This is a genomic window from Lacticaseibacillus sp. 866-1, from assembly GCF_016861825.1.
Taxonomy (GTDB): domain Bacteria; phylum Bacillota; class Bacilli; order Lactobacillales; family Lactobacillaceae; genus Lacticaseibacillus.
Genome location: NZ_BOLU01000013.1, coordinates 39,802 through 63,400, shown reverse-complemented (window position 1 = coordinate 63,400; position 23,599 = coordinate 39,802). Strand labels below are relative to the sequence as shown.

The following is a 23,599-nucleotide window of genomic DNA, read 5'->3' as shown; positions in this document are numbered from 1 at the left end:
TAGTGCTTGTGAGTGTTAATCTGAGAGTGGGTCATGAAGATTCCTGCTTTCTTGTCTGGTTGCACTAACAAGAATAGGTCTTCATGGCCTTTTTGGTCTAGTCGCTAAGGTGTTGCACTTGAATTGTAAACTGGGGATCCGAAAGCCGTTCGTGAACTCATGGGCGTCGCCGGACAGACCCGTTTTCGGGAAACCATCTCGACCAAACAAGCAGCAGTCGCAAAGGAGCGTGAGATCAACAAGAAAATTAAAGGAGCCCAAAAGAACGGTAATGCCCGTTCTCTTGAGCTTAAAGGTAAGATTCTGTTCAAGACGTTCTATAAAGATGTCTTCATGCCACTGTATTTGACCGGTTCCACTGGTCGGGCACCGGTTGTCCCAACGAAGGCTACTGTCGAATACCAGCGTGGGTTGTTCAAGAACCACCTACTGCCAATGTTCGGCTCCTATTCCATGACCTACCTGAACTCCAACAAAGAGTTCGTCGTCGATCGGCTCAAGGAGAAGTCAGAGCACTTCGCTAATATCAAAACGGTTAAGGCGTATGTGCGCCAAATGTTTGAAGTCGCCGAGATCCTCGACTACATCGAATATGACCGCGTAGGCAAGTCCCTCCGCCTTGTCGGGCAACCACACAAGGACAAGCTCAAGAAGGAGCGAGTGAAGAAAGGTGAGTTCCTGACCGCAGAGCAACTTCTGGACTGGCTACAAGCCACAAAAGAGGACTATGAGCGCGGTAAGCTATCTCTAGCCGATTACACCCTGTTCCTGCTAACGTTGCACCTAGGCGACCGTAAGAGCGAATCCTACGCTTTACAGTGGAAGCACATTGATCTGGAAGCTGGCAAGTTGTATCTGGTTCAGTCACTCGATGGTAACCGCGACGCGAAGGACACCAAGGGACACAAGCAAAGCATTATCACCCTGCCACAGGATATTCTATATCTACTGGCCGACTGGAAGGCAGAACAAGCCAAGCAGCTCGAAGCAATCGGAGTAGAGCAAGATGGTGAGCAGTGGCTGTTCACCTACGTCACTCGTGAGGGTGTTCGCAACCAGCCGCTTTACTCTGATTACCTCAACGCACGGATCAAGTCAGTCAATCGGCGGCACCCTGAATTGGTCTACCTGCATCCACACAAGATGCGGCACACGTTCAGTACCCTAGCACGACAAGGCGGTGCGTCGATGGAAGACATCTCCAGTGCGCTCACCCATTCCAATGTTTCAACCACGCGAACTTACGTGAACACACCGGATATAATAACAACGGTCACCCACCAACGCTTCCTAGATCGGCTGAATTCCGCAAGACTAGAAAAACAAAAAGACGCTCAGAATTCAAACTGAATTCCAAACGTCCCCATATTGAGCCAAATTCTCGTACAGATCGCACCCGTTTTGATGAATTTGTACGAAAACCAACTTTTAAGATTCTCGTCACGCCGCGGTTCGTGGCCGCAATGTGACAAAGTGGTCTTTATTTGCTGGTAAGCCCGTACTTCTTGTTGAAGCGATCAACACGGCCGTCAGCCTTGCTGAACTTCTGCTTACCCGTGTAGAACGGGTGAGAATCGGAAGAAATTTCAACGCGGACCAATGGGTACGTGTTACCGTCTTCCCATTCGATGGTTTCAGAAGACTTCTTCGTTGAGCCGGACAGGAACTTGTAGCCGGTCGAGGAGTCCAGGAACACAACTGGGTGATAATCTGGGTGGATACCTTGCTTCATAATATCTTCTCCTTTGCCCTAAGCCATTGCCTGACCTAGAGATTACTTGTGATACACAACTTTAGCATTTTATCATGCAGGCGAAAAATGTGCAATCAGTTTTCAGCCCGCAGTGCCTCCTCGGCGGGCGCGGCTTCGTCGATCAACTCGACGTCGGCGCCCAGATTGCGCAGCTTCATGATGACGCGATCGTACCCGCGCAAAATGTTCTCCGCCTTGGTGATGGTGGTGTCGCCTTCTGCCATCAGACCGGCGATCATCAGACACGCGCCCGCGCGAATCTCCTCGGCCGCCACTTCGCAGCCCTCTAAGTGATCGGCGTGGTGGACGATGATCACATCATTTTCGATGGTGATGTCCGCGCCCATTCGCACGAGTTCAGGAATGTGCCGCACCCGTTTGGGGTACAAGGTGTCAATGATGATGCCTTCGCCGTGCGCCTTGAGCATCAGCGGCGTGATCGGCTGCTGCAGATCCGTGGCAAAGCCTGGGTACGGCAGTGTCTTGACCTGCACCATTTTCAAATCACCGGACGGATAGACGAAGATGCTATCCTCGCCAACGTCCATCACCACGCCCATTTCCTCAAGCTTCGCCAAAAAGGCGTCCAGGTGCTCCGAGATGATGTTTTTGACGTTGACCCCATCGCCCACTGCAGCGGCCATGGCCAGGTATGTGCCGGCCTCGATGCGGTCGGGAATGATGGTGTGGGCATTATGCGCTGCCAGCTGCGCAACGCCTTCGATCCGGATGGTGTCGGTGCCGGCGCCGCGAATTACGGCGCCCATGTTATTCAAGTACGTGGCCAGGTCGATGATTTCCGGCTCCTTGGCCGCGTTTTCGATCACCGTGTGGCCATGGGCCGTGACGGCTGCCAGGATCACGTTGATGGTCGCCCCCACCGAGGAAATATCAAAGAAAATGCGGGCGCCGTGCAGGCCTTCCTTGGGCGCCGTGATGGAAATGGCGCCGTGATCATTGGTCACCGTGGCGCCAAGGGCCTCGAAGCCCTTGATGTGCTGATCAATGGGCCGCGGCCCGATGTCATCGCCGCCGGGCAGGCCGACAACTGCGCGGCCGAAGCGGCCGAGCAGCGCACCCATAAAGTAGTACGAGGCCCGCAGGCTTTTGATTTTACCGCTTGGCAGCGGCACATTTTGAATGTGCGATGGGTCGATGCGCAGCACGCAGTCGGCAAACGTCGAGGACACGTTCATTTCGTCTAAAATTGCCATCAGGTTGGTCACATCTTGGATCACCGGCACCGATTCTAGGGTGACCGGGGTGCGGGACAAGATCGCAGCCGGAATCAAGGCCACGGTACTATTCTTTGCCCCGCCGATCACAACGGTGCCGGAAAGCTTTTTGCCTCCGTGGATCAGCATATTTTTCATTTAGTCTTTTCCTCACTAATACGAGCACAGCGCCCTTAGGCGGTCAGGTAGGCTGAAGCTGGCCTCGAATAATTGCTTCAATTAGTTACGAATACTGGTAGGATGATGCGTGATAAAAATCGCATTCACCGTTATATTCTAATGAACTGCAGCGCAAAACACAACCCGAAATGACCAGTCTGACGCGGCTTTCACGAAAATTAAGCTGGCAGTCAAAGCAAAAAAGTGCCAGCCGATTGGGCTGGCACTGAAGGCCTTAGGCTTAGTAGTTGCCGGCGGCTTTGATAAACGCCTTGAACAGACCTTCCGGCTTGTCCGGACGTGACTGGAATTCCGGATGGTACTGCGGTGCCACGAAGAACTTATTTTTCGGGTACTCGATGATCTCCATCAGGCGGTTGTCCGGGCTAGTGCCGGAGAACACCAAGCCCTTGGCTTCAAGCGCTGCGCGATACTTGGTGTTGAACTCGTAGCGATGACGGTGACGCTTTTGAATCTCCGGCACGTTGTCGTAGGCGGCCGCAGCGACCGAACCCGGCTTCAGCACGCACGGGTACAATCCCAGGCGCAGAGTACCGCCAAGGTTTTCCAGGTCCTTCTTGTCCTGCATGATGTCGATCACGGGATCTTTGACGTCCTTGTCGACCTCGGTGGTGAAGGCGTCCGTGATGCCGGCCATGTCGCGGGCAAACTCAATGGAGGCCATCTGCATACCCAGGCAAATGCCGAAGAACGGCACGTCATTTTCACGCGCGTACTTGATGCTGGTGATCATGCCTTCCAGGCCGCGGTCACCGAACCCGCCGGGCACCAGAATGCCGTCGAAGCCTTCCAGCTTCTCCTTAACGTTGTCTTCGGTAATGTCGTCCGCCTGAAACTTGACCAGATCAATGTTGGCGTTCCAGAAGTAGCCGGCGGATTTTAGAGCCTCAGTGACGGAAATATAGGCGTCCTTCAGCTCAATATACTTGCCAACCAGCGCAATGCGCACCGTGTCCTTCAGGCTGCCAATGCGGTCGACCATACCCTGCCATTCGGTCATGTCGGCCTGCGGCGTGTCAAAGCCAAAGTGGTCCACGACGCGCTGATCCATGCCCTGCGCCTGCATGGCCAGCGGCACTTGGTACAGGATCTTGGCGTCGCGGGATTCGATGATGGACTCGACCGGCACGTCAGTAAACAGCGCGATCTTCTTCTTCATTGAATCGGTGACCGGCTTTTCGGTGCGCAGAACCAGCATGTCCGGCTGAATGCCGACATTGCGCAGTTCCTTGACACTGTGCTGGGTCGGCTTGGTCTTCATTTCACCAGCGGCGCGCAGATACGGGATCAGGGTCGCATGAATGTAGTACACATTCTCCGGGCCGACGTCCTTTTTCATCTGGCGAATGGCTTCCAAAAACGGCTGGGACTCGATGTCGCCGACCGTGCCGCCGATTTCCGTGATGATCACGTCGGAGTCGGTGTGCGTTGCCGCGCGCATGATTTTCTCCTTGATCATGTTGGTGATGTGCGGGATCACTTGCACCGTCGCGCCAAGATACTCGCCGTGGCGCTCGCGGTTGAGTACTTCAGAGTAGATCTTGCCGGTGGTGACGTTGCTGTACTTGTTCAGGTTGATATCGATGAAGCGTTCGTAGTGGCCAAGGTCGAGGTCGGTTTCTGTGCCGTCATCGGTGACGAACACTTCCCCGTGCTGGTATGGGTTCATGGTTCCCGGATCGACGTTGATGTACGGATCGAACTTTTGAATCGTCACCTTGAGGCCGCGATTCTTGAGCAGCCGGCCCAAACTGGCGGCCACGATCCCTTTACCCAGCGACGAAACGACCCCACCGGTAACAAAAATATACTTGGTCATGAGAAGACTCCTTTATGATTTTTTGAGGCCGGCTGCAACAGCGCAGCCGAGTGCGGCAGCAAGAAAAAACAAAAACAAGCTCCCTATTCAAGATGAACAGGGAGCTTGCAAGCGTCTGGCCCTGGCATTTCTGCAGGGCGCCCAAGCAATATAGTACCGGGAAGTGGGGTCCGTGTCAAGGACTTGCCCGCGGCGAAAAAAAACGCCGTTACCGGCGTTAGCAAATCAGGTTACTCATCATCGTCTGAATCGTCAGAATCCGCGGCGTCGCCGGAAAAGTCTGGCGTGTCGGTGTCCTCTTCATCATCCGTGTCAGTGTCGTCATCGGAAAATTCGGCCAGCTGGCCTTCGATCCCGTCTGGCAAGGAATCATCCTCGTCGTCGGTGTCATCGGTGTCCGTATCGTCGAAGTCATCCGCAACGTCTTCTGTGTCGTCATCGGCATCGAAATCATCGTCTTCCGGATCATCGTCGTTGTAATCGATCACGTCATCGTCATCAGCGGCGTCGGCCAAGAAGGCATTGACCTTCTTGCGCTTCTTGCGGCGCGGGGTGTCTTCCTCGTCTTCTGGGTGGTTGACCTCTTCGTCAACGGATTCGTACGGGTACCAAGCGCGCAGGCCCCACACATTATCGCCCAGCGAGATGAAACTGCCATCTTCGTTGAGGTCGGTGTAGAACTGCGACAAGCGACCGCGGATTTCAGAATCACTCTTGCCAAGATATGTCTGGATTTCGTTGACAATGTCAGCAAAACCCATCGTGTCGCCTTTTTCCTCGAGAATGGCGCGCGCCACCTCGATCATGGACAATTCCGATTTGTTCGCATCGGCAAATACATCAAGTTTCAACCGGTACACGCCCTTTCTGGTTAATACAGTCTATTCTGAATCATACGCGCTCAAACGCTAAAAAGCAATCGCAACCGGTAATTTCCCAGGTGTTGGCCGTTCGCCAGCAGCTCGTATTCGATGTAGATTTCGCCGGTCAGCGGCGCCGTCGTCAGCCGCACGTCCAGCCGTGGGGTGATGGTCTCGACCGGAATCACGCCGTACGGGGTGCGGTAGCGCGTCAGGATGCGCCGGTTATCTGCAAAGTGCAGTCGCAGGTGCGTGTCGTCATCACTGCCGCCGCGCGACAGCTGCACCGAGCCATCTCCGCGCAGCTTCAGCGTCACCGGGTAATTGGTGTGTTCTTCCTCGTTGATCTCGCGATAGCGCACGTAAAGCGTGTCCCCCATCTGCACCACCGTGCCGGGCTCGTCAAACACGTGCCGCTCGGTTTCGCCTTCTTGGGTGACAAACGTTTCAAGGTGCACCTGTACGTCAACGCCGTGTGCTAAATCCATGGCAGCCATCATCCTTTCTTGCCTATTATAACTTACTCGCCAAGCTTCCGGCACAATTGGGGGTAAAGATGCAGTCGCCTTTTAAGTTGCCTATAATAGGAACTGACGAAATCACTGCGCAGTGCGAGTCTGTACACTGCCAGCCTTCATGAAGGAGAATATGATGAACATCAAACTGCTTCCCCGCGAAAAAGTCTTCCGCGATCCGGTCCACAATTACATCCACGTCCAGCACCAGGTCATCTTGGATCTGATCAACACCCCGGAGTTCCAGCGCCTGCGCCGCATTAAGCAACTCGGCGTGGCCGATTACGTGTTCCAAGGCGCCGAGCACACCCGCTTCACCCACAGCCTGGGCGTGTATGAGATCACGCGCCAGATCTGCGATAACTTCGCCGTCAACTACCCGACCCAAACCCCGGGCGATGGCCTCTGGGACGACAACGAACGGCTGGTTGCGCTGTGTGCCGCGCTGCTCCACGACATCGGCCACGGCCCGTACTCGCACACCTTCGAGCACATTTTTGACACCGATCACGAGGCCATCACGCGGCGCATCCTGACTGATCCCAGCACCAAGGTCAACGCGGTGCTGCGCGAAGTCGCCCCGGATTTTCCGGAAAAAGTGGCCAGTGTCATCGCGCACACCTACCCCAACCCGCAGGTCGTGCAAATGATCTCCAGCCAAATCGACGCGGACCGCATGGACTACCTGCTGCGAGACGCTTACTTCACCGGCACCAAGTACGGGGAGTTCGACCTGGCCCGCATTCTGCGGGTCATGCGGCCGTATCGCGGCGGCATCGGTTTTGACGCCAACGGCATGCACGCGGTCGAAGACTACATCGTCGGCCGCTTTCAGATGTACCAGCAGGTCTACTTCCACCCCGTGTCTCGGAGCATGGAAATGATCCTCACCCACCTGCTGGAGCGGGCGAAGACGCTGTACGAAGCCGGCAAGTTCGACACCCGGTTCAACCCGCGGCTGCTGATCCCGTTTTTTGAGCACCAGTTCAACTTGCAGGACTACCTGCGCCTGGACGACGGCGTGCTCAATACCTACTTCACCTACTGGCTCGACTACCCGGACCTAGTGCTCCAGGACCTGGCCAGCCGCTTCTTGAGCCGGCGGCCGCTAAAGTCTGTGGCGTTCACCACGCAAACGGCGCGCCTGCTGCCGCAGCTCAAGGCCCTAGTGGCCGAGGCCGGCTTCGACCCGGCTTATTACACGGCCGAAAACGACAGCTTTGACTTGCCTTATGACCAGTATGACCCCAGCGTCGCCGACCCGAAGACCCAAATCGAGATCATTCAGCGCGACGGCACCTTAGAGGAACTGTCGACTCTGTCGCCGCTAGTGGCCGCCATTTCCGGCAAAGCCATCGGTGACAAGCGCTTCTACTTCCCGAAAGTGATGCTGAGCAAAAAGGCCGACGATTTATTCGCCGGCACCTACGCGCGTTTTCAAACCTATATCTTAAACGACTCCCTGATCGATCCGCGCTAGCGAGTGCGCAGCCACTGGGCCACCCCATAGCGGTGCGTGGGCCGCTTCAGGGAGGCGGCGGCCAGGGCGATCGGCATCAGCATCAGCGTGTTGAAGTCCTCCAGGGGACTTTGAACCTGCTGAATGTCGGTGCAGGCGTAAAACGTTGCTGGATGGTAATAGGCGGTCTGGCGGTGGTGGGAGTAAAAATACTCCGAAGCCGTCCCGAGCTTTTCGCCGATGTTCACCTTGACCCCGAACTCCTCGAGCAGCTCGCGGGTCAAGGTCTCCTCGTCGGTTTCGCCGGGTTCCACCTCGCCGCCAGGCAAAAATAGCGCGTGGTTCGGCGCCTGCAAAATCAATAGGCGTTTGCCGTCCTGATCCGGGATCACCCCGTACACCCCAACGCGCTTGTGGTAATCCAGCTTCGGATCCTTCTGGCCAAATACTGGCTCTGACATCATCGCTGCCGTCCTCTTTCTCATTTTTTCCTCATTATACTCGACTCATTGTCTAACCGCCACTAAGGATGTGATCAAATGTCCCCCTTGCCCCTTTGGCTCTACCTGCCGGCCATTCTCATGGGCGCCTTGTTTCTTGCCAGCTTCATTCACGAACCCCGACACCTTTACAACGGCATGCTGTTCAACCTGTTTGCGCTGACGACCCTGACCACCCTTGCGCTGGCCATTTTAGGATCGAAAAATCGCCTACTGGTTGCGGTGTCCTTGACCTTATTCATCATTTTCGTGCTGGTGATCGCGCTGATCGTCGCGCTGCACTTGGTCTGGCTGCTTTGGAACGCGTGGCTGGTGTGGCGGCGCGAAGGCCACAGCCTGGCCAACATGCTGACTCTGGCACTTGCCGGCGGTTTGATTCTGCTGGAGCTGGCCGCGGTGTTTGCTCGCAGCTGGGTCCCCAACTGGCTCTATGCAGGGCTCAGTACTTTCTTCATACTGGCGATTGGCTACGAGCTGGTGGCGCTGTATAATTTCTTGACCATCCTGGTGCTGTACAACCTGCAGCGGCCGCGCCACGATCGTGATTACCTGATTGTACTTGGCGCTGGGCTGCTCAACGGCAGCCGCGTCAGCCCGCTTCTGGCCTCGCGCATTCAAGTCGCAGTCGACTTTTATCAAAAACAGATCCGCATGGGCCGGCCAGCGCCGAAAATCATTTTATCCGGCGGCCAGGGGCCGGACGAGGCGCTGCCCGAAAGTGTGGCCATGCAGCAATGGGCCATCACGCACGGCGTCTCCAAGGCCGACACGCTGATTGAGGATCAGTCCAAAACCACCTACCAAAACATGAAATTCTCTAAAGCGCTGATTGACCAGCGCGAAGACGGCAAGGCAGCGAAGGTCGCTTTTTTCACCAATAACTATCATCTGTTTCGCGCCGGCGTCTTCGCTCGGGCGGCGGGGCTTAAAGCCAACGGCGTCGGGGCCGCCACCTCGTTTTACTACCTCCCGAACGCCGTGATCCGCGAATACCTGGCCTTCGTGGTGATCCACAAGCGGCGCCATATCGTTGCCGCCATCGTGATTGCCTTGATCGCGGTAAGCGTGGCCATCGGCCGAATCAGTGGCTAACGACCTGGAGGCTGAGACATAAAGCGGTTTTAGCCCAAAGCACAAGGGCCTCTGTGCCACGATTCGTATTATCGAATCGCGGTGCAGAGGCCCTTGTCCACTTGGGCGCGCTTTTATGGAACGCGACTAGACTATCCGTCCTGCTTTCTTTTGCGTGCGCCAAGCAGCCCGCTCATTTTGGGTAATTATCAAAGGGGCTATTAATCAGAACAAAAATTGGGTATGCTAGCGCCGGGGGAGCGCAAGGGGTTAATGAGGAGAAGAATATGAAGAACATCGGCCGTCTGTTTGTGCTGGACTGGAAACGCATTTTTAAGAGTCCATTTGCTTTCTTATTAATCGCCGCGCTGGTCGTCATCCCCAGCCTTTACTGCTGGTTCAACGTGTGGGCGCTATGGGATCCCTATTCCAACACGCAAGATCTCAAAGTTGCGGTTTACTCCGCGGATCGCGCAACCACTTTTCAGCATAAGCAAATTGCAATCGGCCGCGAACTGATCGATCAGCTTCACCACAACAAGAAGCTCGGCTGGCGCTTTGTCGATTCCAAGCAGGCGGTGGTGTCCGGCGTGCGGTCCGGCAAGTACTACGCTGGGATCGTCGTCCCCAAGCGTTTTTCCAAAGATCTGCTGACGATTGTGGACGGCAAGCTGCAAAAGCCGAAACTGCATTACTACGTCAACGAAAAGATCAACGCGGTCGCGCCCAAGCTGACTGGTTCGGCAGCCTCAACACTGCAAACCACGATTTCCAAACAGTTCGTCGACACCGTGGCTAAAACGCTGGTCACCGTGTTCAATCAGGCTGGCATTAAGCTGGACGACAATCTCCCGATGATCCGGCGCTTTGCCAGTCTGGTCACGACCACCGACGCCCAGCTGCCGACAATCGAAAAATATTTGAATGAAGTCGCGGCACTGCAGACCAAAGTCCCAGAGATTGAAGCCAAACTCCACACCGCCAATCAGATGGCCACTTATCTGCCTGAAGTGAATCAAATGGCGCAGAAACTGGTTTCGGCGCAGCAGTTTCTGCCGATGATCGATTCAGCTGGCCAGCTGGCGGGTCAGGTGCAAACCAAACTGCCCGAAGTCCGGCAGGCAGGCACGCAACTGAACACCGTAGCAACTAATTTTGATCAGTTGAGCACCGCAGTCACAAACGGGATCACGGTCACCCAGCAAAGTCTCACGATTATCGACGAGGTCGATGGGACCCTGCCGGCCTTGACCGCGTTCGGCCGCAGCGCCCAAGGGGCAGTGGCAACCACCAAAAATGAGGTGCTACCAAAGATCCAGCAGGCGCTGACCATTGTTCAAAGTGCTGTCGATTCAGGACTCAGCTTGATTCAAACCGCCAACACCAGTTTAAGCTTAAGCCTCACCCAGCTGCAGCAGCAGCTGGCAAGCCTTGACACCAGCCCCAACACCGCCGCGGTCAAGGCCGCCATGGCTGACCACCTTACGGCACTGGCAGCGCAGCAAGGCAAGGCGGCCAGTGCGGCCACCCAAACGGCACAGGCTTTGAGCCAGGTTCAAACAAGTTTTCAGCACTTGCACAACAGCACTGCGACGCCATTTGCCGAAGCCATCCGGCAGTTAAATCAACTCGCGGCGACTGCGCAAGCGGTCCAAGCTGAAGCAACCGCCATGGCCGTAAAAGTCCCAACCATGTCCACTGCGCAGCTGCAAGCTGGGCTCGCTCAGCTCAACACTAAGGCCCAAGCCTTTGCTCAAGCTGCGGCGAGCCTTCAGCAGCTGCACCTGGGTGCCAGTGTCCACCAGGTGTTGAGTCAGTTTGCGACCATTTTGGGGGCCTCGCAAACTACCCTTTCAACCATTAATAATCAAATTATCCCGGCCTTGCCAAGTCTGCTGGCGACCACAAAATCACTGCTGACCCAGGCGAACCGGTTCCTGACCCAGACGCAGGCTCAGCTGCCCGCCTTGCGTCAAGAACTCACTGATGCCAACACCCTGCTTAATAGCCACATGGCCCTGATCCAAAGCGGGGTCACCACCGTCGCGGCCCTTTATCAGAGCGATTTCCCCGCGCTGCGCACCAAATTGCAGACCGCCAGTCGATTTATCGCCACTGACCTGCCTGGCATCGAAACCCAGCTGACTCAGACTCTGGCCCTGGCCAATGCCAAGATGCCAGCACTCAAGCAAGGCTTGACCACTGCGGCTGCGTTCAAGCAGAATGACTGGCCGACCTTGAAGGACGCGATCCAGCGGGGCAGCAGTGCCATTAAGCAAAGTGAAAAAACGATCGACCTGAGCGCCTTGATCAAGCTGCTGCGGCGCGACGCCGCCAAAGAAGCCAACTTTTTGGCTGATCCGGTCACGATCGCGCAAACTAGCATTTATCCGATTCCGACCTACGGCTCACAAAGCGCGCCCTTTTACCTGGCCCTTTGCATCTGGGTCGGCGCCCTGCTACTCGGCGCAATTTTGATCACCGAATACAAACTGCCCAAAGCGCTGACCAGCGTCACCATCAGACAGCAGTACGCCGCCCGGTGGTTGACTTTTGCCGGCTTGGCCATGCTTCAAGGTCTCATCGCCGGGCTGGGCAACATTTACCTGATTGGCACCTACGTGGTCAACAAACCACTGTACCTGCTCGGGGCCATGTTTCTCAGCATCGTCTTTGTGTCCATCATGTACGCCTTGATCAGCCTGTTTGGAAACATCGGCAAAGGGATCGGCATCATCATCCTGGTCTTATCTATTTCCGGCGCTGGCGGCAATTTTCCAGTGGTCTTATCCGGCAAATTCTTCCAAATGATCAACCCCTGGCTGCCGTTCACCTACGCGGTCAATCTGCTGCGCGAAACTGTTGGCGGCATTTACTGGCCCAACTTCTGGACGGACGTATGGAAATTGCTGGCGTTTGGGGTCGTCTTCTTCTTTCTTGGACTCCTGCTCAAAGGGCCGATTCGCCCCTGGATCAATAAAATGCACCACATCACCAGAAACTCTCAAATCATTGAGTAGTCCGACCTCCATCATCGGCAGATTTGACCGGCCGAAACACGGGCATTTTGCTACAATGAAATCAAATGAGAATAAGGGGGAATCTCAGTGCTCAAAGAATTTAAGGCCTTCATCATGCGCGGCAACGTGCTGGACATGGCGGTCGGTGTCATTATCGGCGGTGCGTTCACCGCGGTCGTCACCAGTTTGACCAAGAACCTGATCAACCCGCTGATTGGCCTGTTCCTAAAGAGCTCGAGCCTGGCCAAGCTCAGCGTTACCGTAGCCGGTGCGACCTTCACTTACGGGCAGTTCATCAACGATGTCCTGAACTTTCTGATCGTCGCCTTCATCGTGTTCCTGATTGTGCGGACGGCCAACCGCCTGTTGCCAAAAAAAGCGGCAGCACCGGCTGGACCAACCCAAGAGGAACTGCTGACGCAGATCCGCGACCTGTTGGCCAAGCAGCAAAACTAACCCAGGGCCACTTACTGCACGTCAAAAAAGAGGCTGAGACATAAAGCGGTTTTAGCCCAAAGCACAAACGCCCCTGCACCACGACTCGTTTTTAGAATCGCGGTGCAGGGGCGTTTGTGCGCTTGGGCGTCGCTTTATGGAACGCGACTAGGCAATTTTGTCTCAGCCTCTTTTGCGTGGCGCCTTAAAACTTGCTTTACTTGGTGAACCGGTTTTCAAACAATGGCGAAACCGGCTTGTTTTCTTGGATGCGCGTGATGGCGCGGCCGATGAGCGGGCCGACGGAAACAATCGTCAACTTGTCGATCTTCTTGGCATCAGGCAGGTTGATCGAGTCGGTGACAACCACGCGCTCAATGGCGCTGTTTTGCAGCCGCTCAATGGCCGGGCCGGAGAAGACGGCGTGGGTCGCCGCCACCTGGACCTCGATGGCACCGGCGTCTTTGAGCGCCTGCGCGGCCAGCGTGATGGTGCCGGCAGTATCGATCATGTCGTCAATGATGATGCACCGCTTGCCCTTAACATGGCCAACGATGTTCATGACCTCGGCCACGTTTGGCCGTGGGCGGCGCTTATCGATGATGGCGATTGGCGCCTTCAGAAACTCTGCCAGCTTGCGGGCCCGAGTCACACCGCCGTGGTCTGGTGACACAACAACCGTGTCGGCGTTGGTGTAACCATTGCGGATGAAGTAATCCGCCAAAAGCGGCGCCCCCATCAGGTGATCGACTGGAATGTCGAAGAACCCTTGAATTTGGGCGGCGTGCAGATCCAGTGCCAAAACGCGCGTGGCCCCGGCGCGTTCGAGCATGTTCGCCACCAGCTTGGCGGTGATGGGTTCACGCGAGCGGGCCTTGCGATCCTGCCGTGCGTAGCCGTAGTAAGGAATGACAACGCTGATCGTGTGAGCGGAAGCGCGGCGCAGGGCGTCGATCATGATGAGCAGTTCCATCAGATTGTCGTTGACCGGCGCGGAGGTGGACTGGATCAGGTAAATATCATCCCCGCGAATACTTTCCTCAATGTTGATCTGGATCTCCCCGTCGGAGAACCGCGTCACCGACGACTTCCCGAGTTCGACGCCCACTTCAGCGGCAATTTTCTCCGCCAGGGGTTTGTTCGAGTTCAGGGCAAAAATCTTCAACTTTGGATCAGAGTAAGACATGTTTTCCTCCATCAGATTGACATGACGACATAACAGCCACCGACACATACTTTACAAGCCGATTATACCAGAACATTCTGGTTAAGGACGGTGTCGCGGGTCAGTGTCATCAGATTTTAACCAAACAAAACCAGCCGACTTTCAGCTCAAGCCCGCTGGTTTTCATCATTATTTTCACTTAGTATGCGAATCGTCGGCGTTCCACTCGCCATCTTTGGCCAGTGCCGAGCGGTCCCAAAAGTCCGCCTTGTTGGTCTGGCGGGCCCGCGCGATGCCCATCGCGTGATACGGCACATCATCGGTGATGGTCGACCCCGCGGCGATGAAACTGTGGTCCGCGATCTTGACCGGCGCCACAATGTTCGAGTTTGAACCGATGAAGGCGTGACTGCCAACATTGGTATGCCACTTTTTCACGCCGTCGTAGTTCACGAACACGACCCCGCAGCCGACATTGATGTCTGACCCCAGGGTGGCATCGCCAACGTAAGTCAGGTGGCCGACCTTGGTCCGCGGCCCGATCGTGGCCTTTTTCACTTCAACAAAATTGCCGATGTGGACGGCTTCGCCAATGTCCGACTGCGGGCGCAGGTGCGAGTTTGGCCCGATGTTTGAGCCCTTGCGCATGATCGAATCCTCAATCGTCGAGCTGGTGACGGTGACCCCGTCTTCCAGGGTCGCGTCGATTAGCTCAGAGTGCGTACCGATCTTACAGTCGGCGCCGATCTTGGTGTGGCCCTTGAGCGAAACACCGGGTTCGATGACGGTGTCCGGCCCGATCTCAACGTCGGCGTCGATGTAAGTCGTCGAAGGATCGATCAGCGTCACCCCGTTTTGCATGTGCTGCTTGTTGATGCGGGCCTGCATCACCTTGGTCGCAGCCGCCAGCGCCACACGATCGTTGACCCCCATCGACTCGGAAAAATCAGGCATCCGGTAAGCCGCGATCACGTCACCCTTGGCCTTCATGATCTGGATCACGTCGGGCAGGTAATACTCGCCCTGCGCGTTGTCGTTTTTGACCTGGTGCAGCGCCTCAAACAGCTCGTGGTTGTCAAAGACGTAAACGCCGGTGTTGATCTCATCCACGCGGGCCTCTTCGGCCGTCGCATCTTTTTGCTCGACGATTTTCTGTACCGTGCCGATGTCGCTGCGAATGATCCGGCCGTAGCCGAACGGATCCGGAGCCTGCGCGGTTAAAATGGTCGCCGTTGCACCCTTGTCCTGGTGATATTCAAACAGCTGCTCGAACGTCTCAGCCGTAAACAGTGGCGTGTCGCCGGAGACAATCAGCGTCATGCCGCTTTCCTTACCAATCAGCGGCTCCGCTTGCAGCACCGCGTGACCCGTGCCAAGCTGCTGCTCCTGGACGACGTACTTGGTGCGCTGGCCCAGCGCCTGCTCGACGGCATCGGCGCCGTGGCCGACAATGGTCACAACCTGGTCCGGGTGCGTCTTTTCCACCTCGGTCAGCACGTGGTCGACCATCGGCTTGCCGCAGACCTCATGCAACACTTTGTAGAGCTTCGACTTCATTCGGGTGCCCTTGCCGGCCGCCAAAATGAGAGTGAATTTCTTCGTCATGTTCATGCTCCTATCTCAATTCAAGTTGCCTCAAGCATAGCCCAGGCGGCCTTTTACCGCAAATTTTCTCAGTGGAATAGACCGCTTGACACCGGCGTTTACACCGCCGATTGGCCCGTTTGTGTGACGCAGTGTCGACTCGCCCGGGGGACAACCATCACTGGTGGACGGTGGTGCTGACCTGCTTAGTCTTGGCCCAAACATCGTAGAAGTAATGATTGTCCCGGGTGATCACTTCCCACAAGAAGTTGGCAAGCAGGAAGAGGAATGCTGCGCCCAAAAGCACAAAAAGCGTCCAGTTAAGGTCGGTGCGGTGAAACTTGGAAAACAAGTCCACAAACACCGTGTTCAGGCCGATCGCCACATACTTAGCAAAGCCGTAAAGCAGAAATTCGCGGTAAAGCAGGCGCCAAAAGCCCACAGGGCGGCCGTCTTCTCGCACAATACGAATGCGCACCAGCCGCTTGCCCAACGTTGCCCCGCCTGACAGCAAAGGCCCGAGGACAAACACGACCAGCGGCGCAAACACCGCGTTGATCAAAACCGTCAGCAAGCTGCTGTTGAGGCTAAACAGTCGCGTCAGCAGCGTCAACACCAGGCTGACCAGGCCCACGCCGACCACGTTATCGATGATGAAAGCGACAAACCGCCGCAGCCAGGTGACCCGGCCGCCTTGCGCATAACTTTTGCGGTCCATTTCCTCACGCGTCGGAAACGCCCGCATGAGCGCCGGCGCGATCAGGGCGCCCAGCACCCCGCCGGTCGTATTGATGATCAAATCGTCCACGTCAAACAGCCGGTAGGGCCGCGGGTAAATGCCATACAGCCCGGACAGTTGCGTCAGCTCGAAAAACAGGCTGAGGCCAAACGTCATCACCAGTACTTGCTTCAGGCTGCGCTTGAAATAGTAACGCAGGTACACGCCAAACGGCAGCGTCAAAACCAAGTTGAACGCCGGTTGAATGAAGCCCGGCTGCCTGAGCGCCGCCAGCCAGGTCCCCGGGTGGAGCGGTGAAAATACTGTCGTCGCGAAAAAAGTCCGCAAAGCCGTTAGTGGCACAAGGTTGTATTTCGGTGTCGTCAGCGCCGCCACGCTAGCGCGGCTGGGGAGCGGCAGCATAATCATGAAGTAGGCCGAAAGCAGGTAGAACACGAAACTGTACAGCACCACTGCCCGCCAGAACAGGAAACTGCCGTACTTCCGATACTGGCCCACCATGAATGGCAACGACACAAAAAGTGCGATGAAGGGAAAAGCAATCACCGCACTTTTAATGGGAATCAGGTAAGCACTCATTTTTTCAGTGCGTGCAGGCGGTCTTGATTTTGCGCGAGGTAGTTGCCCGCGATGGCGTGCAGCGTGTTGGCCTTCGTGTCGACTTCATCTACGCGGATCAGGCTGGTGTAGTCCGTCACCATCCGGTCGCCAGAGAAGTTGCCCTCGGCGAACACGGAGATGCCAACCAGCTCTGCGTCAAATTCCTTGATCAGGCTGCGCATGCCGTTAACCGTGCCGCCGCCCTTCATGAAGTCGTCGACAATCAGCACCCGCGAGCCGGCTGGCAGGCTGCGTTTAGACAACTCCATTTTTTCAATGCGCGCCGAACTGGCCGAGACATAGTTGACCGACACGGTCGAGCCTTCAGTGATCTTGCTGTCGCGGCGAACGATCACAAATGGCACGTCAAGGTACTGGCTGACGCTTTGCGCGATCGGGATGCCCTTGGTGGCCACCGTCATCACCGCGTCGACCTTCGCGTCCAGGTACTGCGTCGCAATCAGCCGGCCAATCTGGCGCAGCACGTCCGGCGTGCCCAGCAGGTCGGACAGGTAAACGTAGCCGCCTGGCAGCAGGCGGTCGGTTTCGGAAAGCCGGTGCGACATCTCAGTGATGAATGCCTCTGCTTCTGCCTCACCGATAGTCGGAATGAACCGGACCCCGCCGGCCGCCCCTGGCACGGTTTCGAGTATCCCGGTTTGGCGGTTTGCAAACACGCGCCGCACGATTGCCAGGTCCTCGGAAATCGAAGACTTCGCGGAATCGTAACGCTTGGAAAAGTAAGTCAGCGGCACCAGGGTGTGGGGCCGCTCCAACAGATACCGGGTCATGTCGATCAACCGGTCACTACGCCGAACTTTTGTCATGAGTAATCTCCTTAAACTCCGAATATTTGGATTATCGCACCGAATTTGGTACCAATCCTCAATATTATATGGGATTTCAGCCAAAATTCCTAGCATTATTAGAAAAAACTTCCGAACGTTCGCCTAATTCAAATTTTTGCGTTCAGTTCAGGTAATTTGATGCAATTTTCCCGCCGTTAGATTAGAATGATTATTGTATAGAAAGGACGTGAGGTCTTGCTATTTTCTTTGGATCATGTGGGCTTCGAAACCGGGGGGCGCCCCATTTTGAGCGATGTCAGCTTCACCGTGGCGGAGGGGGAATACGTCACCTTCTCCGGCCCCTCGGGGTCTGGTAAAAGCACGCTGCTGCGCCTGATTGCCACCTTGCTGACGCCGACCACTGGCACCATTTTGTATCACGACAAGCCGCAAAGCGACTACGCCAAGGTGGACTACCGGCGCCAGGTCTCGTACTGCTTCCAGCAGCCGAGCCTGTTCGGCGATTCGGTGCGCGACAATCTGGCCTTTCCCTTCACGCTGCGCGACCAACCGTTTGATCCGGAAAAGGCGACCGCCGCGCTAAAGCAGGTCGACCTGTCTGCCAGCATGTTAGACAAGCCGATCAAGGAACTGTCCGGCGGCGAGAAGCAGCGCGTGGCCCTGATCCGCAACCTGCTGTTCACGCCGGATGTGATCTTGCTCGACGAGGTGACGACCGGGCTGGACACGGCGACCAAGGACATTGTTCACCAGCTGATCGAGGATAAAAATCTGCACCAAGGCGTCAGCGTACTGGCCGTCACACATGACGAAAGCGAGATTGCTGTCGCCCACCGTCTAATCACAATCACCGCCGGCAGAATGGAGGCCGAACATGAATAATCTGATTGTTAGTCCCACCGCCCTGGCCTTTGCGGTGATCCTGGTCATCATCGCCTTGCTGCTCAACTTCAAAGAACACATCGGCCTGGAAAAAGACATGATCATCGGCGTCATTCGCGCCGTCATCCAGCTTACCGTGGTCGGGTACGTTTTAACCTACATCATCAAGGTTGACCGGCCGGCGCTCACCCTGCTGATGGTGGTCATCATCATCCTGAATGCCGCCTGGAACGCCCGTGGCCGCGCCAACGGCATTCCCCACGCGTTCGCCATCTCACTGCTCGCCATCAGCGTGGCCACCATCACCACGATTGCCCTGCTGGTCCTGGCCCATGCGGTAAAGTTCACCCCGAGCCAGATCGTCCCAATTTCCGGGATGATCGCCTCTAACGCCATGGTGGCCATCGGCCTGTGCTACCGCAACCTCAACGCGTCCTTTCACGACCAGCGTCAGGCAGTGCTGGAGCGGCTGGCCCTGGGTGCCGACGCCAAGCTGGCAACGCTTGACATCGTGCGCAACGCGATCAAGACTGGCATGGCCCCGACGATTGACTCGGCCAAAACGGTCGGGCTGGTCAGCCTGCCAGGCATGATGTCCGGCCTGATTTTTGCCGGCATCGATCCCAGTAAGGCCATCATGTACCAGATTATGGTCACGTTCATGCTGCTGGCCGCCACCAGTCTGGCCAGCGTCATCGCCTGCTACCGCGCCTACCCGCAATTTTTCAACGAGGACCTGCAACTGCGGTAAACTAGGCAGGTACCCATTTTAAGCGGAAGAAGGTAACTCATGGCGATCGAAATTAAACGCATCACGCAAGTAAACGAGGCGGCTCTGCGTCTGCCCAACCAGCCGTTCAAACGGTTCGGCACGCTGCTCGTCACCCGCACCGAAACGGGCTGGCACCACCAGGAGCAGCTCAGCGACCAGACGTTTGAGCAAATCTTTCCCGAAGAAAATTACCAGCTGAGCGCCATCGACGCGGCAGGTTTTGCCTTGGGCGCATTTGAAGGCAGCCGCTGCGTGGCACTTGCGACCTTTGAATATGACTTTCACTTCAATCGCTATCTGTACTTGGCCGATCTCAAGGTAGACCCGCCCTTTCGCCGCCAACGCATTGCCGCAAAGCTGCTGAACGCGGCTGAGCCTTTGGCTAAAGCGCACCACAAGCGCGGCCTGTGCACAATCGCGCAGGGCTCAAACCTCGGGGCTAACCGCTTCTACCTGGCGGCCGGGTTTCACATCGGCGGGCTCAACACCAACGACTACCGCTTCACCACCCAGGAAGGCGACACAGACATTTACTATTACCGCGACTTTTAGGCCACACCAAAACCGGCAGCGACACGCCAAAACGTGTTGCTGCCGGTTTTTTATGTGTCAGTCCTGTAATGCCAGTCCGTCTTCGTCCAGCACCTCGATGTGCTGGCGTCCACTTTGCCGGATCAGCCCGGCGGCTTCAAAACTCGCCAGCTTGCGGCTGATGGTTTCCGGCGTGGTGCCCAGGTACTGTGCGAGGTCCTTTTTCTTCAGGGGCAGGTCAAAGCTCTCCCTGCCGATGGCGCCGGCAGTTTCCACCAGGTAGTTGGCGAGCCGCTCGGAGACGCTGGCCACCGCCTGCGCCGTGGTCTTAGCTTCCAAAGCAACCACCCGCCGTCCCAGCGCATTAAGCACGTTCAGCGCCAGCGCCGGGGTGTTTTTGAGCAGTGCCTGAAAGTCGTGCTGGCTGATGGTGCAGACTGATAACTTGGTCAGGGCTGTGGCGGTAGTCGTGTGCTCGCCTTTGGTGAACAGCACCCCTTCCCCGTCGAAATCGCCGGGACCCAGCACCCGCAGCAGCTGCTCGCGGCCGGCAGCGGTGCTTTGCGTGACCTTGGCCTGGCCGTGCGCCAGAATGTAAAGGCGATCGGCCAGTGTGCCTTCAGTGAACAGAAAGTCGCCGGCCTTCAGCGTCTGGTCGCGAACCAATCTGGCGATTGCCGTGATGTCGGCATCGCTGAGCGTTTGAAAAATCGGCACAAGCCGCACACAATCCTCTGCTTCATGCTGATGCATGACGAATTCCCCCTTTGCTACCTGAACCCAGCATACCAGGATCCGCGCAGGTATAACTTGATCTGCGTCAAGTTGGCGGCTCAGTACGGGTTGTCCCCGGCTTGAAGCGGCAGGTAGTCGCCGTACTCGACCTGAATCGTGACGTGGGCAATGTCAAACGTGTGCCGCAGCTTGTGGCCAAGCTCTTCAAGGAACTGATCGTTGTTGACATCCGTTTTGCGCGTGATGTGCACCGTCAGCGCCACATCTGTCGTGCTCAGCGCCCAGATGTGCAGGTCATGACAGCCCGCCACCGTGGGATAGGCATTGATCAGCGCCCGCACTTTGTCTGGGTCGATTGCTTTGGGGACGGCGGCCATCGCGAGGTTCAAGGCGTCCTTGAGCAGCCCCCAGGTCCCAATCAGGACAAACGCTGCTACCAGGATCGACATGGCCGGATCAAGCCACTCCCAGCCGGTCAGCACGTATAGGCCACCCGCGACCACGACGCCCAAAGACACGCCGGCGTCGGCCGCCATGTGCATGAAGGCACCGCGAATGTTCAAGTCGCGCTGCTGGCCGGCATGAAACAGCATGGCCGTCGCGCCGTTGATGACAATTCCGACGCCGGCCACCAGCATCACGACCGCGCCTTTTGTCGGCTCCGGTGTGGCCAGGCGCTGCACGGCCTCGACAATAATGGCCCCCATCGCCACCAGCAGAAACACCGCATTGATCAGAGCCGCCAGAATCGAGGAGCCCTTGTACCCGTATGTGCGCTGCGTCGTCGGCTTCAGAAGCGTCAGCCAGCTGGCAAACCAGGCGATGCACAGACCCAGCACATCACTCAGGTTGTGCAAGGCGTCGGCCACCAGGGCAATGGACCCGATGGCCAAGCCAAAGCCGACCTCGGCGATGATATAAATTGAATTGAGAAAAATTCCCCAGCGAAACGCGTGATTTGGTTTCGGTTGTGTCATCCTAATGCCTCCCGTGCGTGCGGTCCAAATGGTGCAACCGGTCAGCTTCATTGTCGGCTACCCCCTGAGCAAAGTCAACCAAACCCCGGCGCACCGGCGTTTATCAGGACTGGTTACGAATAAAAAAAGACGCCTGTTGACGTCTACTGCAACGGCCTTACCAGGTAAACCTCCCGGCAAAACCCCTTCATACTGTTATAAATGCGGTGCGCCCGGCTGCGCTTGCGGCACAGGCCAAACACGGTTGGCCCGCTGCCGGACATCTGGGCGACTGCCGCGCCGTAGCGCAAAAAGCGCTGCTGAAGGGCTAAAATCTCCGGATGCCGCGCGGCCGTCACCGACTCCAGCGAGTTGGCCATGCCGGTCGTCATCAGCTCAAAGTTGCCGGTTTGAACGCCGCGCACGACTTTGGCGGTGTCCGGACGCGGCATCGGCTGATCATAGTCGATCGCGCGTAAAATACTGGCGGTCGACACCGAAATGCTTGGCTTGGCCAGAATCACCCAGCAGTCGGGGCGCCGGTCCAGCGGGGTCACTTGGTCACCGCGGCCCTGCACCAAAGCGGTTTGCGAGTACACGCAGTACGGCACGTCAGAGTCCACCGCCAGTCCCACTTGGGCCAGCCGGGCTAACGGCCAGTTCAGCCCCCACAACTCGTTTAAGCCGCGCAGGACGGCCGCGGCGTCAGACGAGCCGCCACCCAGCCCAGCCGCGACTGGAATATGCTTTTCCAGCTCGATGGCGGCGCCTTGGCGCACGCCAGCTGCTTGCTGCAGGGCCAAGGCCGCCTGGTACGCCAAATTACGCGGGTCTTCAGGGAGAAATCCGCTATCGGTTGCGACTGTGATTGTGCGGCTTGGTTTTATCCGCACATAATCAGCAAGATCAACCGACGTCATCACCATTTCCCACTCGTGGGCCCCGTCACGATGCTGAAATAGGGCGTCTAAACTGAGATTGATCTTGGCTGGGGCCTTCTGGATCAGTTCCATGATCAACCACCAGTCTCTACTTGTTTTGCCTAATTATACCGGTTTACCGCCCGAATTCATATGTTAGTCCGCTAAGTCGCGATCCAAAATCACGACTGGTACGGCGGCCTCGGCGTGTCCCTCGCCCACCGGCGTGAACCCAATTTGCTGCCAAAAGGCCAACCCTGCGGGATTGTCTGCCGCCACGGCAACGCGCAGCTTGGTGTAGCCCTGGCGGCGAAACTGCTTGGCCAGCCCGTCGATCGTCCGCCGGCCCAGGCCTTGCCGCTGGCGGTCCTTGCGAATCATCAGCAGCCCAATGTACACCGTACTTGGCTCCGGGTAGCCATTCAGCCGGTCCAGCACCCCGATTGGGTCACCGTTGACCAGCAGCAGCCCGTAGTGCTTCTGGGTTTCGCTGACGTCGTCCGGATAGGCTTCGGCATCCTCGCGGACGGTGAGCGCTGTGGGCTGCTGCTGCTTCAGCTGGGTAAAAAAAGCCGGGTTGCTTTGGTAAACGGTCAGCGCCGCCGCGCGGTCTGCAGCCGAGTGGGCCGCATGAAATTTTAGCATCGCCAAGAACTCCTTCCAGAATCATCACCCAAAACTGAACGTAACAAAAAAGCCGCAGGCAGCGGCTGGTTTGCTTTTATGAAGCTTGCTCTTCGTCATCAAATGTAATCTGGATCGATTTGGTGAGGAGGTCAGCATAACTGTACGAAACGCGCTCAAACGAGTTTTCCTTCTGGTCTAGGGCGACCACGAAAACTGCCGGATAAGTTTCCTTCAGCGTGCCTTTGCGGCGGATCACTTTTTTGCGACCCGCTTGTGCGACAACGGTCAAATTCTCCCCGACTTTTGCGTCGAGTTGCTGCTTGATGCTTGCTAATGTAATTGGCATGCACTTCACCCCTTAGTGAACATTCTAGCAGATTTGCAAGAAATTTGCAATTATACCATTACAAAAGGGTGTACACAAGCGAGAAT

General features: G+C 56.6%; 23 protein-coding genes. 8 read left to right on the top strand and 15 right to left on the bottom strand.

The genetic code is table 11. The features are described from left to right. The first annotated feature begins 333 nt into the window (after positions 1 to 333). A complete protein-coding gene (locus tag JUE30_RS05670; RefSeq protein WP_239061365.1) occupies positions 334 to 1,350 on the top strand; it encodes a tyrosine-type recombinase/integrase in 1,017 nt (338 codons plus the stop codon). A gap of 130 nt (positions 1,351 to 1,480) precedes the next feature. Here the strand turns inward: JUE30_RS05670 and JUE30_RS05665 are convergent, their stop codons facing one another. The 5 genes from JUE30_RS05665 to JUE30_RS05645 all read right to left on the bottom strand — a co-directional run bounded on the left by JUE30_RS05665 (position 1,481) and on the right by JUE30_RS05645 (position 6,335). Continuing rightward, positions 1,481 to 1,732: a type B 50S ribosomal protein L31 gene (locus JUE30_RS05665; protein WP_203624005.1), complete on the bottom strand. Its 252-nt coding sequence runs from the start codon at positions 1,730 to 1,732 to the stop codon at positions 1,481 to 1,483. Between the two features lie 95 nt (positions 1,733 to 1,827). Beyond that, positions 1,828 to 3,126: a UDP-N-acetylglucosamine 1-carboxyvinyltransferase gene (locus JUE30_RS05660; protein WP_203624004.1), complete on the bottom strand. Its 1,299-nt coding sequence runs from the start codon at positions 3,124 to 3,126 to the stop codon at positions 1,828 to 1,830. Positions 3,127 to 3,388: 262 nt separating this feature from the next. Next, a complete protein-coding gene (locus JUE30_RS05655; RefSeq protein WP_203624003.1) occupies positions 3,389 to 4,987 on the bottom strand; it encodes a CTP synthase in 1,599 nt (532 codons plus the stop codon). 230 nt (positions 4,988 to 5,217) lie between these two features. Further along, on the bottom strand, positions 5,218 to 5,838 hold the full coding sequence (rpoE, locus tag JUE30_RS05650) for a DNA-directed RNA polymerase subunit delta (protein ID WP_304599158.1): 621 nt from the start codon (positions 5,836 to 5,838) through the stop codon (positions 5,218 to 5,220). A 50-nt stretch (positions 5,839 to 5,888) separates the two neighbouring features. Beyond that, positions 5,889 to 6,335, bottom strand: a complete 447-nt coding sequence (locus JUE30_RS05645; protein WP_203624001.1) for a DUF1934 domain-containing protein — start codon at positions 6,333 to 6,335, stop codon at positions 5,889 to 5,891. Positions 6,336 to 6,498: 163 nt separating this feature from the next. On the opposite strand from JUE30_RS05645, the gene JUE30_RS05640 reads away from it, so the two are divergent. Then, the gene (locus JUE30_RS05640; RefSeq protein ID WP_203624008.1) at positions 6,499 to 7,842 is read left to right on the top strand and encodes an HD domain-containing protein; all 1,344 of its coding nucleotides are present in this window, start codon (positions 6,499 to 6,501) and stop codon (positions 7,840 to 7,842) included. On the opposite strand, the gene JUE30_RS05635 is transcribed toward JUE30_RS05640, so the two are convergent. Further along, on the bottom strand, positions 7,839 to 8,282 hold the full coding sequence (locus JUE30_RS05635) for an NUDIX hydrolase (protein WP_125756006.1): 444 nt from the start codon (positions 8,280 to 8,282) through the stop codon (positions 7,839 to 7,841). The genes JUE30_RS05640 and JUE30_RS05635 overlap by 4 nt on opposite strands. 78 nt (positions 8,283 to 8,360) lie before the next feature. On the opposite strand from JUE30_RS05635, the gene JUE30_RS05630 reads away from it, so the two are divergent. The 3 genes from JUE30_RS05630 to mscL all read left to right on the top strand — a co-directional run bounded on the left by JUE30_RS05630 (position 8,361) and on the right by mscL (position 12,868). Next, positions 8,361 to 9,413 (top strand): YdcF family protein, encoded by a 1,053-nt coding sequence (locus JUE30_RS05630; RefSeq protein WP_203624000.1) that lies wholly within the window; start codon positions 8,361 to 8,363, stop codon positions 9,411 to 9,413. A 266-nt stretch (positions 9,414 to 9,679) separates the two neighbouring features. Further along, positions 9,680 to 12,412: a YhgE/Pip domain-containing protein gene (locus JUE30_RS05625; RefSeq protein ID WP_203623999.1), complete on the top strand. Its 2,733-nt coding sequence runs from the start codon at positions 9,680 to 9,682 to the stop codon at positions 12,410 to 12,412. Positions 12,413 to 12,499: 87 nt separating this feature from the next. Then, on the top strand, positions 12,500 to 12,868 hold the full coding sequence (gene mscL / locus JUE30_RS05620; protein ID WP_203623998.1) for a large-conductance mechanosensitive channel protein MscL: 369 nt from the start codon (positions 12,500 to 12,502) through the stop codon (positions 12,866 to 12,868). Between the two features lie 196 nt (positions 12,869 to 13,064). On the opposite strand, the gene JUE30_RS05615 is transcribed toward mscL, so the two are convergent. From JUE30_RS05615 to purR, 4 genes are all read right to left on the bottom strand, one after another. After that, positions 13,065 to 14,033 carry a ribose-phosphate diphosphokinase gene (locus JUE30_RS05615; RefSeq protein WP_125755911.1) on the bottom strand — a complete coding sequence of 323 codons (969 nt, stop codon included), beginning with the start codon at positions 14,031 to 14,033 and terminating at the stop codon, positions 13,065 to 13,067. Between the two features lie 174 nt (positions 14,034 to 14,207). Then, positions 14,208 to 15,617: a bifunctional UDP-N-acetylglucosamine diphosphorylase/glucosamine-1-phosphate N-acetyltransferase GlmU gene (gene glmU / locus JUE30_RS05610; RefSeq protein ID WP_203623997.1), complete on the bottom strand. Its 1,410-nt coding sequence runs from the start codon at positions 15,615 to 15,617 to the stop codon at positions 14,208 to 14,210. A 157-nt stretch (positions 15,618 to 15,774) separates the two neighbouring features. Then, the gene (locus JUE30_RS05605; protein ID WP_203623996.1) at positions 15,775 to 16,914 is read right to left on the bottom strand and encodes a VanZ family protein; all 1,140 of its coding nucleotides are present in this window, start codon (positions 16,912 to 16,914) and stop codon (positions 15,775 to 15,777) included. Further along, on the bottom strand, positions 16,911 to 17,762 hold the full coding sequence (gene purR, locus JUE30_RS05600) for a pur operon repressor (protein WP_125755916.1): 852 nt from the start codon (positions 17,760 to 17,762) through the stop codon (positions 16,911 to 16,913). The genes JUE30_RS05605 and purR overlap by 4 nt, the downstream gene beginning before the upstream one ends. Positions 17,763 to 17,978: 216 nt before the next feature. Between purR and JUE30_RS05595 the strand changes: the two genes are divergently transcribed. The 3 genes from JUE30_RS05595 to JUE30_RS05585 are packed head-to-tail and all read left to right on the top strand — an operon-like array spanning position 17,979 to position 19,950. Beyond that, entirely contained in the window at positions 17,979 to 18,626 is a 648-nt protein-coding gene (locus tag JUE30_RS05595) for an ATP-binding cassette domain-containing protein (protein WP_203623995.1), read from the top strand. Then, entirely contained in the window at positions 18,619 to 19,377 is a 759-nt protein-coding gene (fetB, locus tag JUE30_RS05590) for an iron export ABC transporter permease subunit FetB (RefSeq protein WP_125755920.1), read from the top strand. Before JUE30_RS05595 ends, fetB begins: the two co-directional genes overlap by 8 nt. A 39-nt stretch (positions 19,378 to 19,416) precedes the next feature. Then, a complete protein-coding gene (locus JUE30_RS05585) occupies positions 19,417 to 19,950 on the top strand; it encodes an N-acetyltransferase (protein ID WP_203623994.1) in 534 nt (177 codons plus the stop codon). 57 nt (positions 19,951 to 20,007) lie between these two features. On the opposite strand, the gene JUE30_RS05580 is transcribed toward JUE30_RS05585, so the two are convergent. The 5 genes from JUE30_RS05580 to JUE30_RS05560 form a co-directional block, all read right to left on the bottom strand. Continuing rightward, positions 20,008 to 20,682 carry a Crp/Fnr family transcriptional regulator gene (locus JUE30_RS05580; RefSeq protein WP_203623993.1) on the bottom strand — a complete coding sequence of 225 codons (675 nt, stop codon included), beginning with the start codon at positions 20,680 to 20,682 and terminating at the stop codon, positions 20,008 to 20,010. Between the two features lie 80 nt (positions 20,683 to 20,762). After that, on the bottom strand, positions 20,763 to 21,641 hold the full coding sequence (locus JUE30_RS05575) for a cation diffusion facilitator family transporter (RefSeq protein WP_203623992.1): 879 nt from the start codon (positions 21,639 to 21,641) through the stop codon (positions 20,763 to 20,765). Positions 21,642 to 21,784: 143 nt separating this feature from the next. Further along, positions 21,785 to 22,633, bottom strand: coding sequence for a 4-(cytidine 5'-diphospho)-2-C-methyl-D-erythritol kinase (ispE, locus tag JUE30_RS05570; protein WP_203623991.1), 849 nt, complete (start codon positions 22,631 to 22,633; stop codon positions 21,785 to 21,787). A gap of 63 nt (positions 22,634 to 22,696) precedes the next feature. Continuing rightward, complete coding sequence (locus JUE30_RS05565) at positions 22,697 to 23,185, bottom strand: GNAT family N-acetyltransferase (RefSeq protein WP_203623990.1); 489 nt, start codon at positions 23,183 to 23,185, stop codon at positions 22,697 to 22,699. Positions 23,186 to 23,261: 76 nt separating this feature from the next. Beyond that, on the bottom strand, positions 23,262 to 23,513 hold the full coding sequence (locus JUE30_RS05560) for a Veg family protein (protein WP_203623989.1): 252 nt from the start codon (positions 23,511 to 23,513) through the stop codon (positions 23,262 to 23,264). Positions 23,514 to 23,599 lie beyond the last annotated feature (86 nt).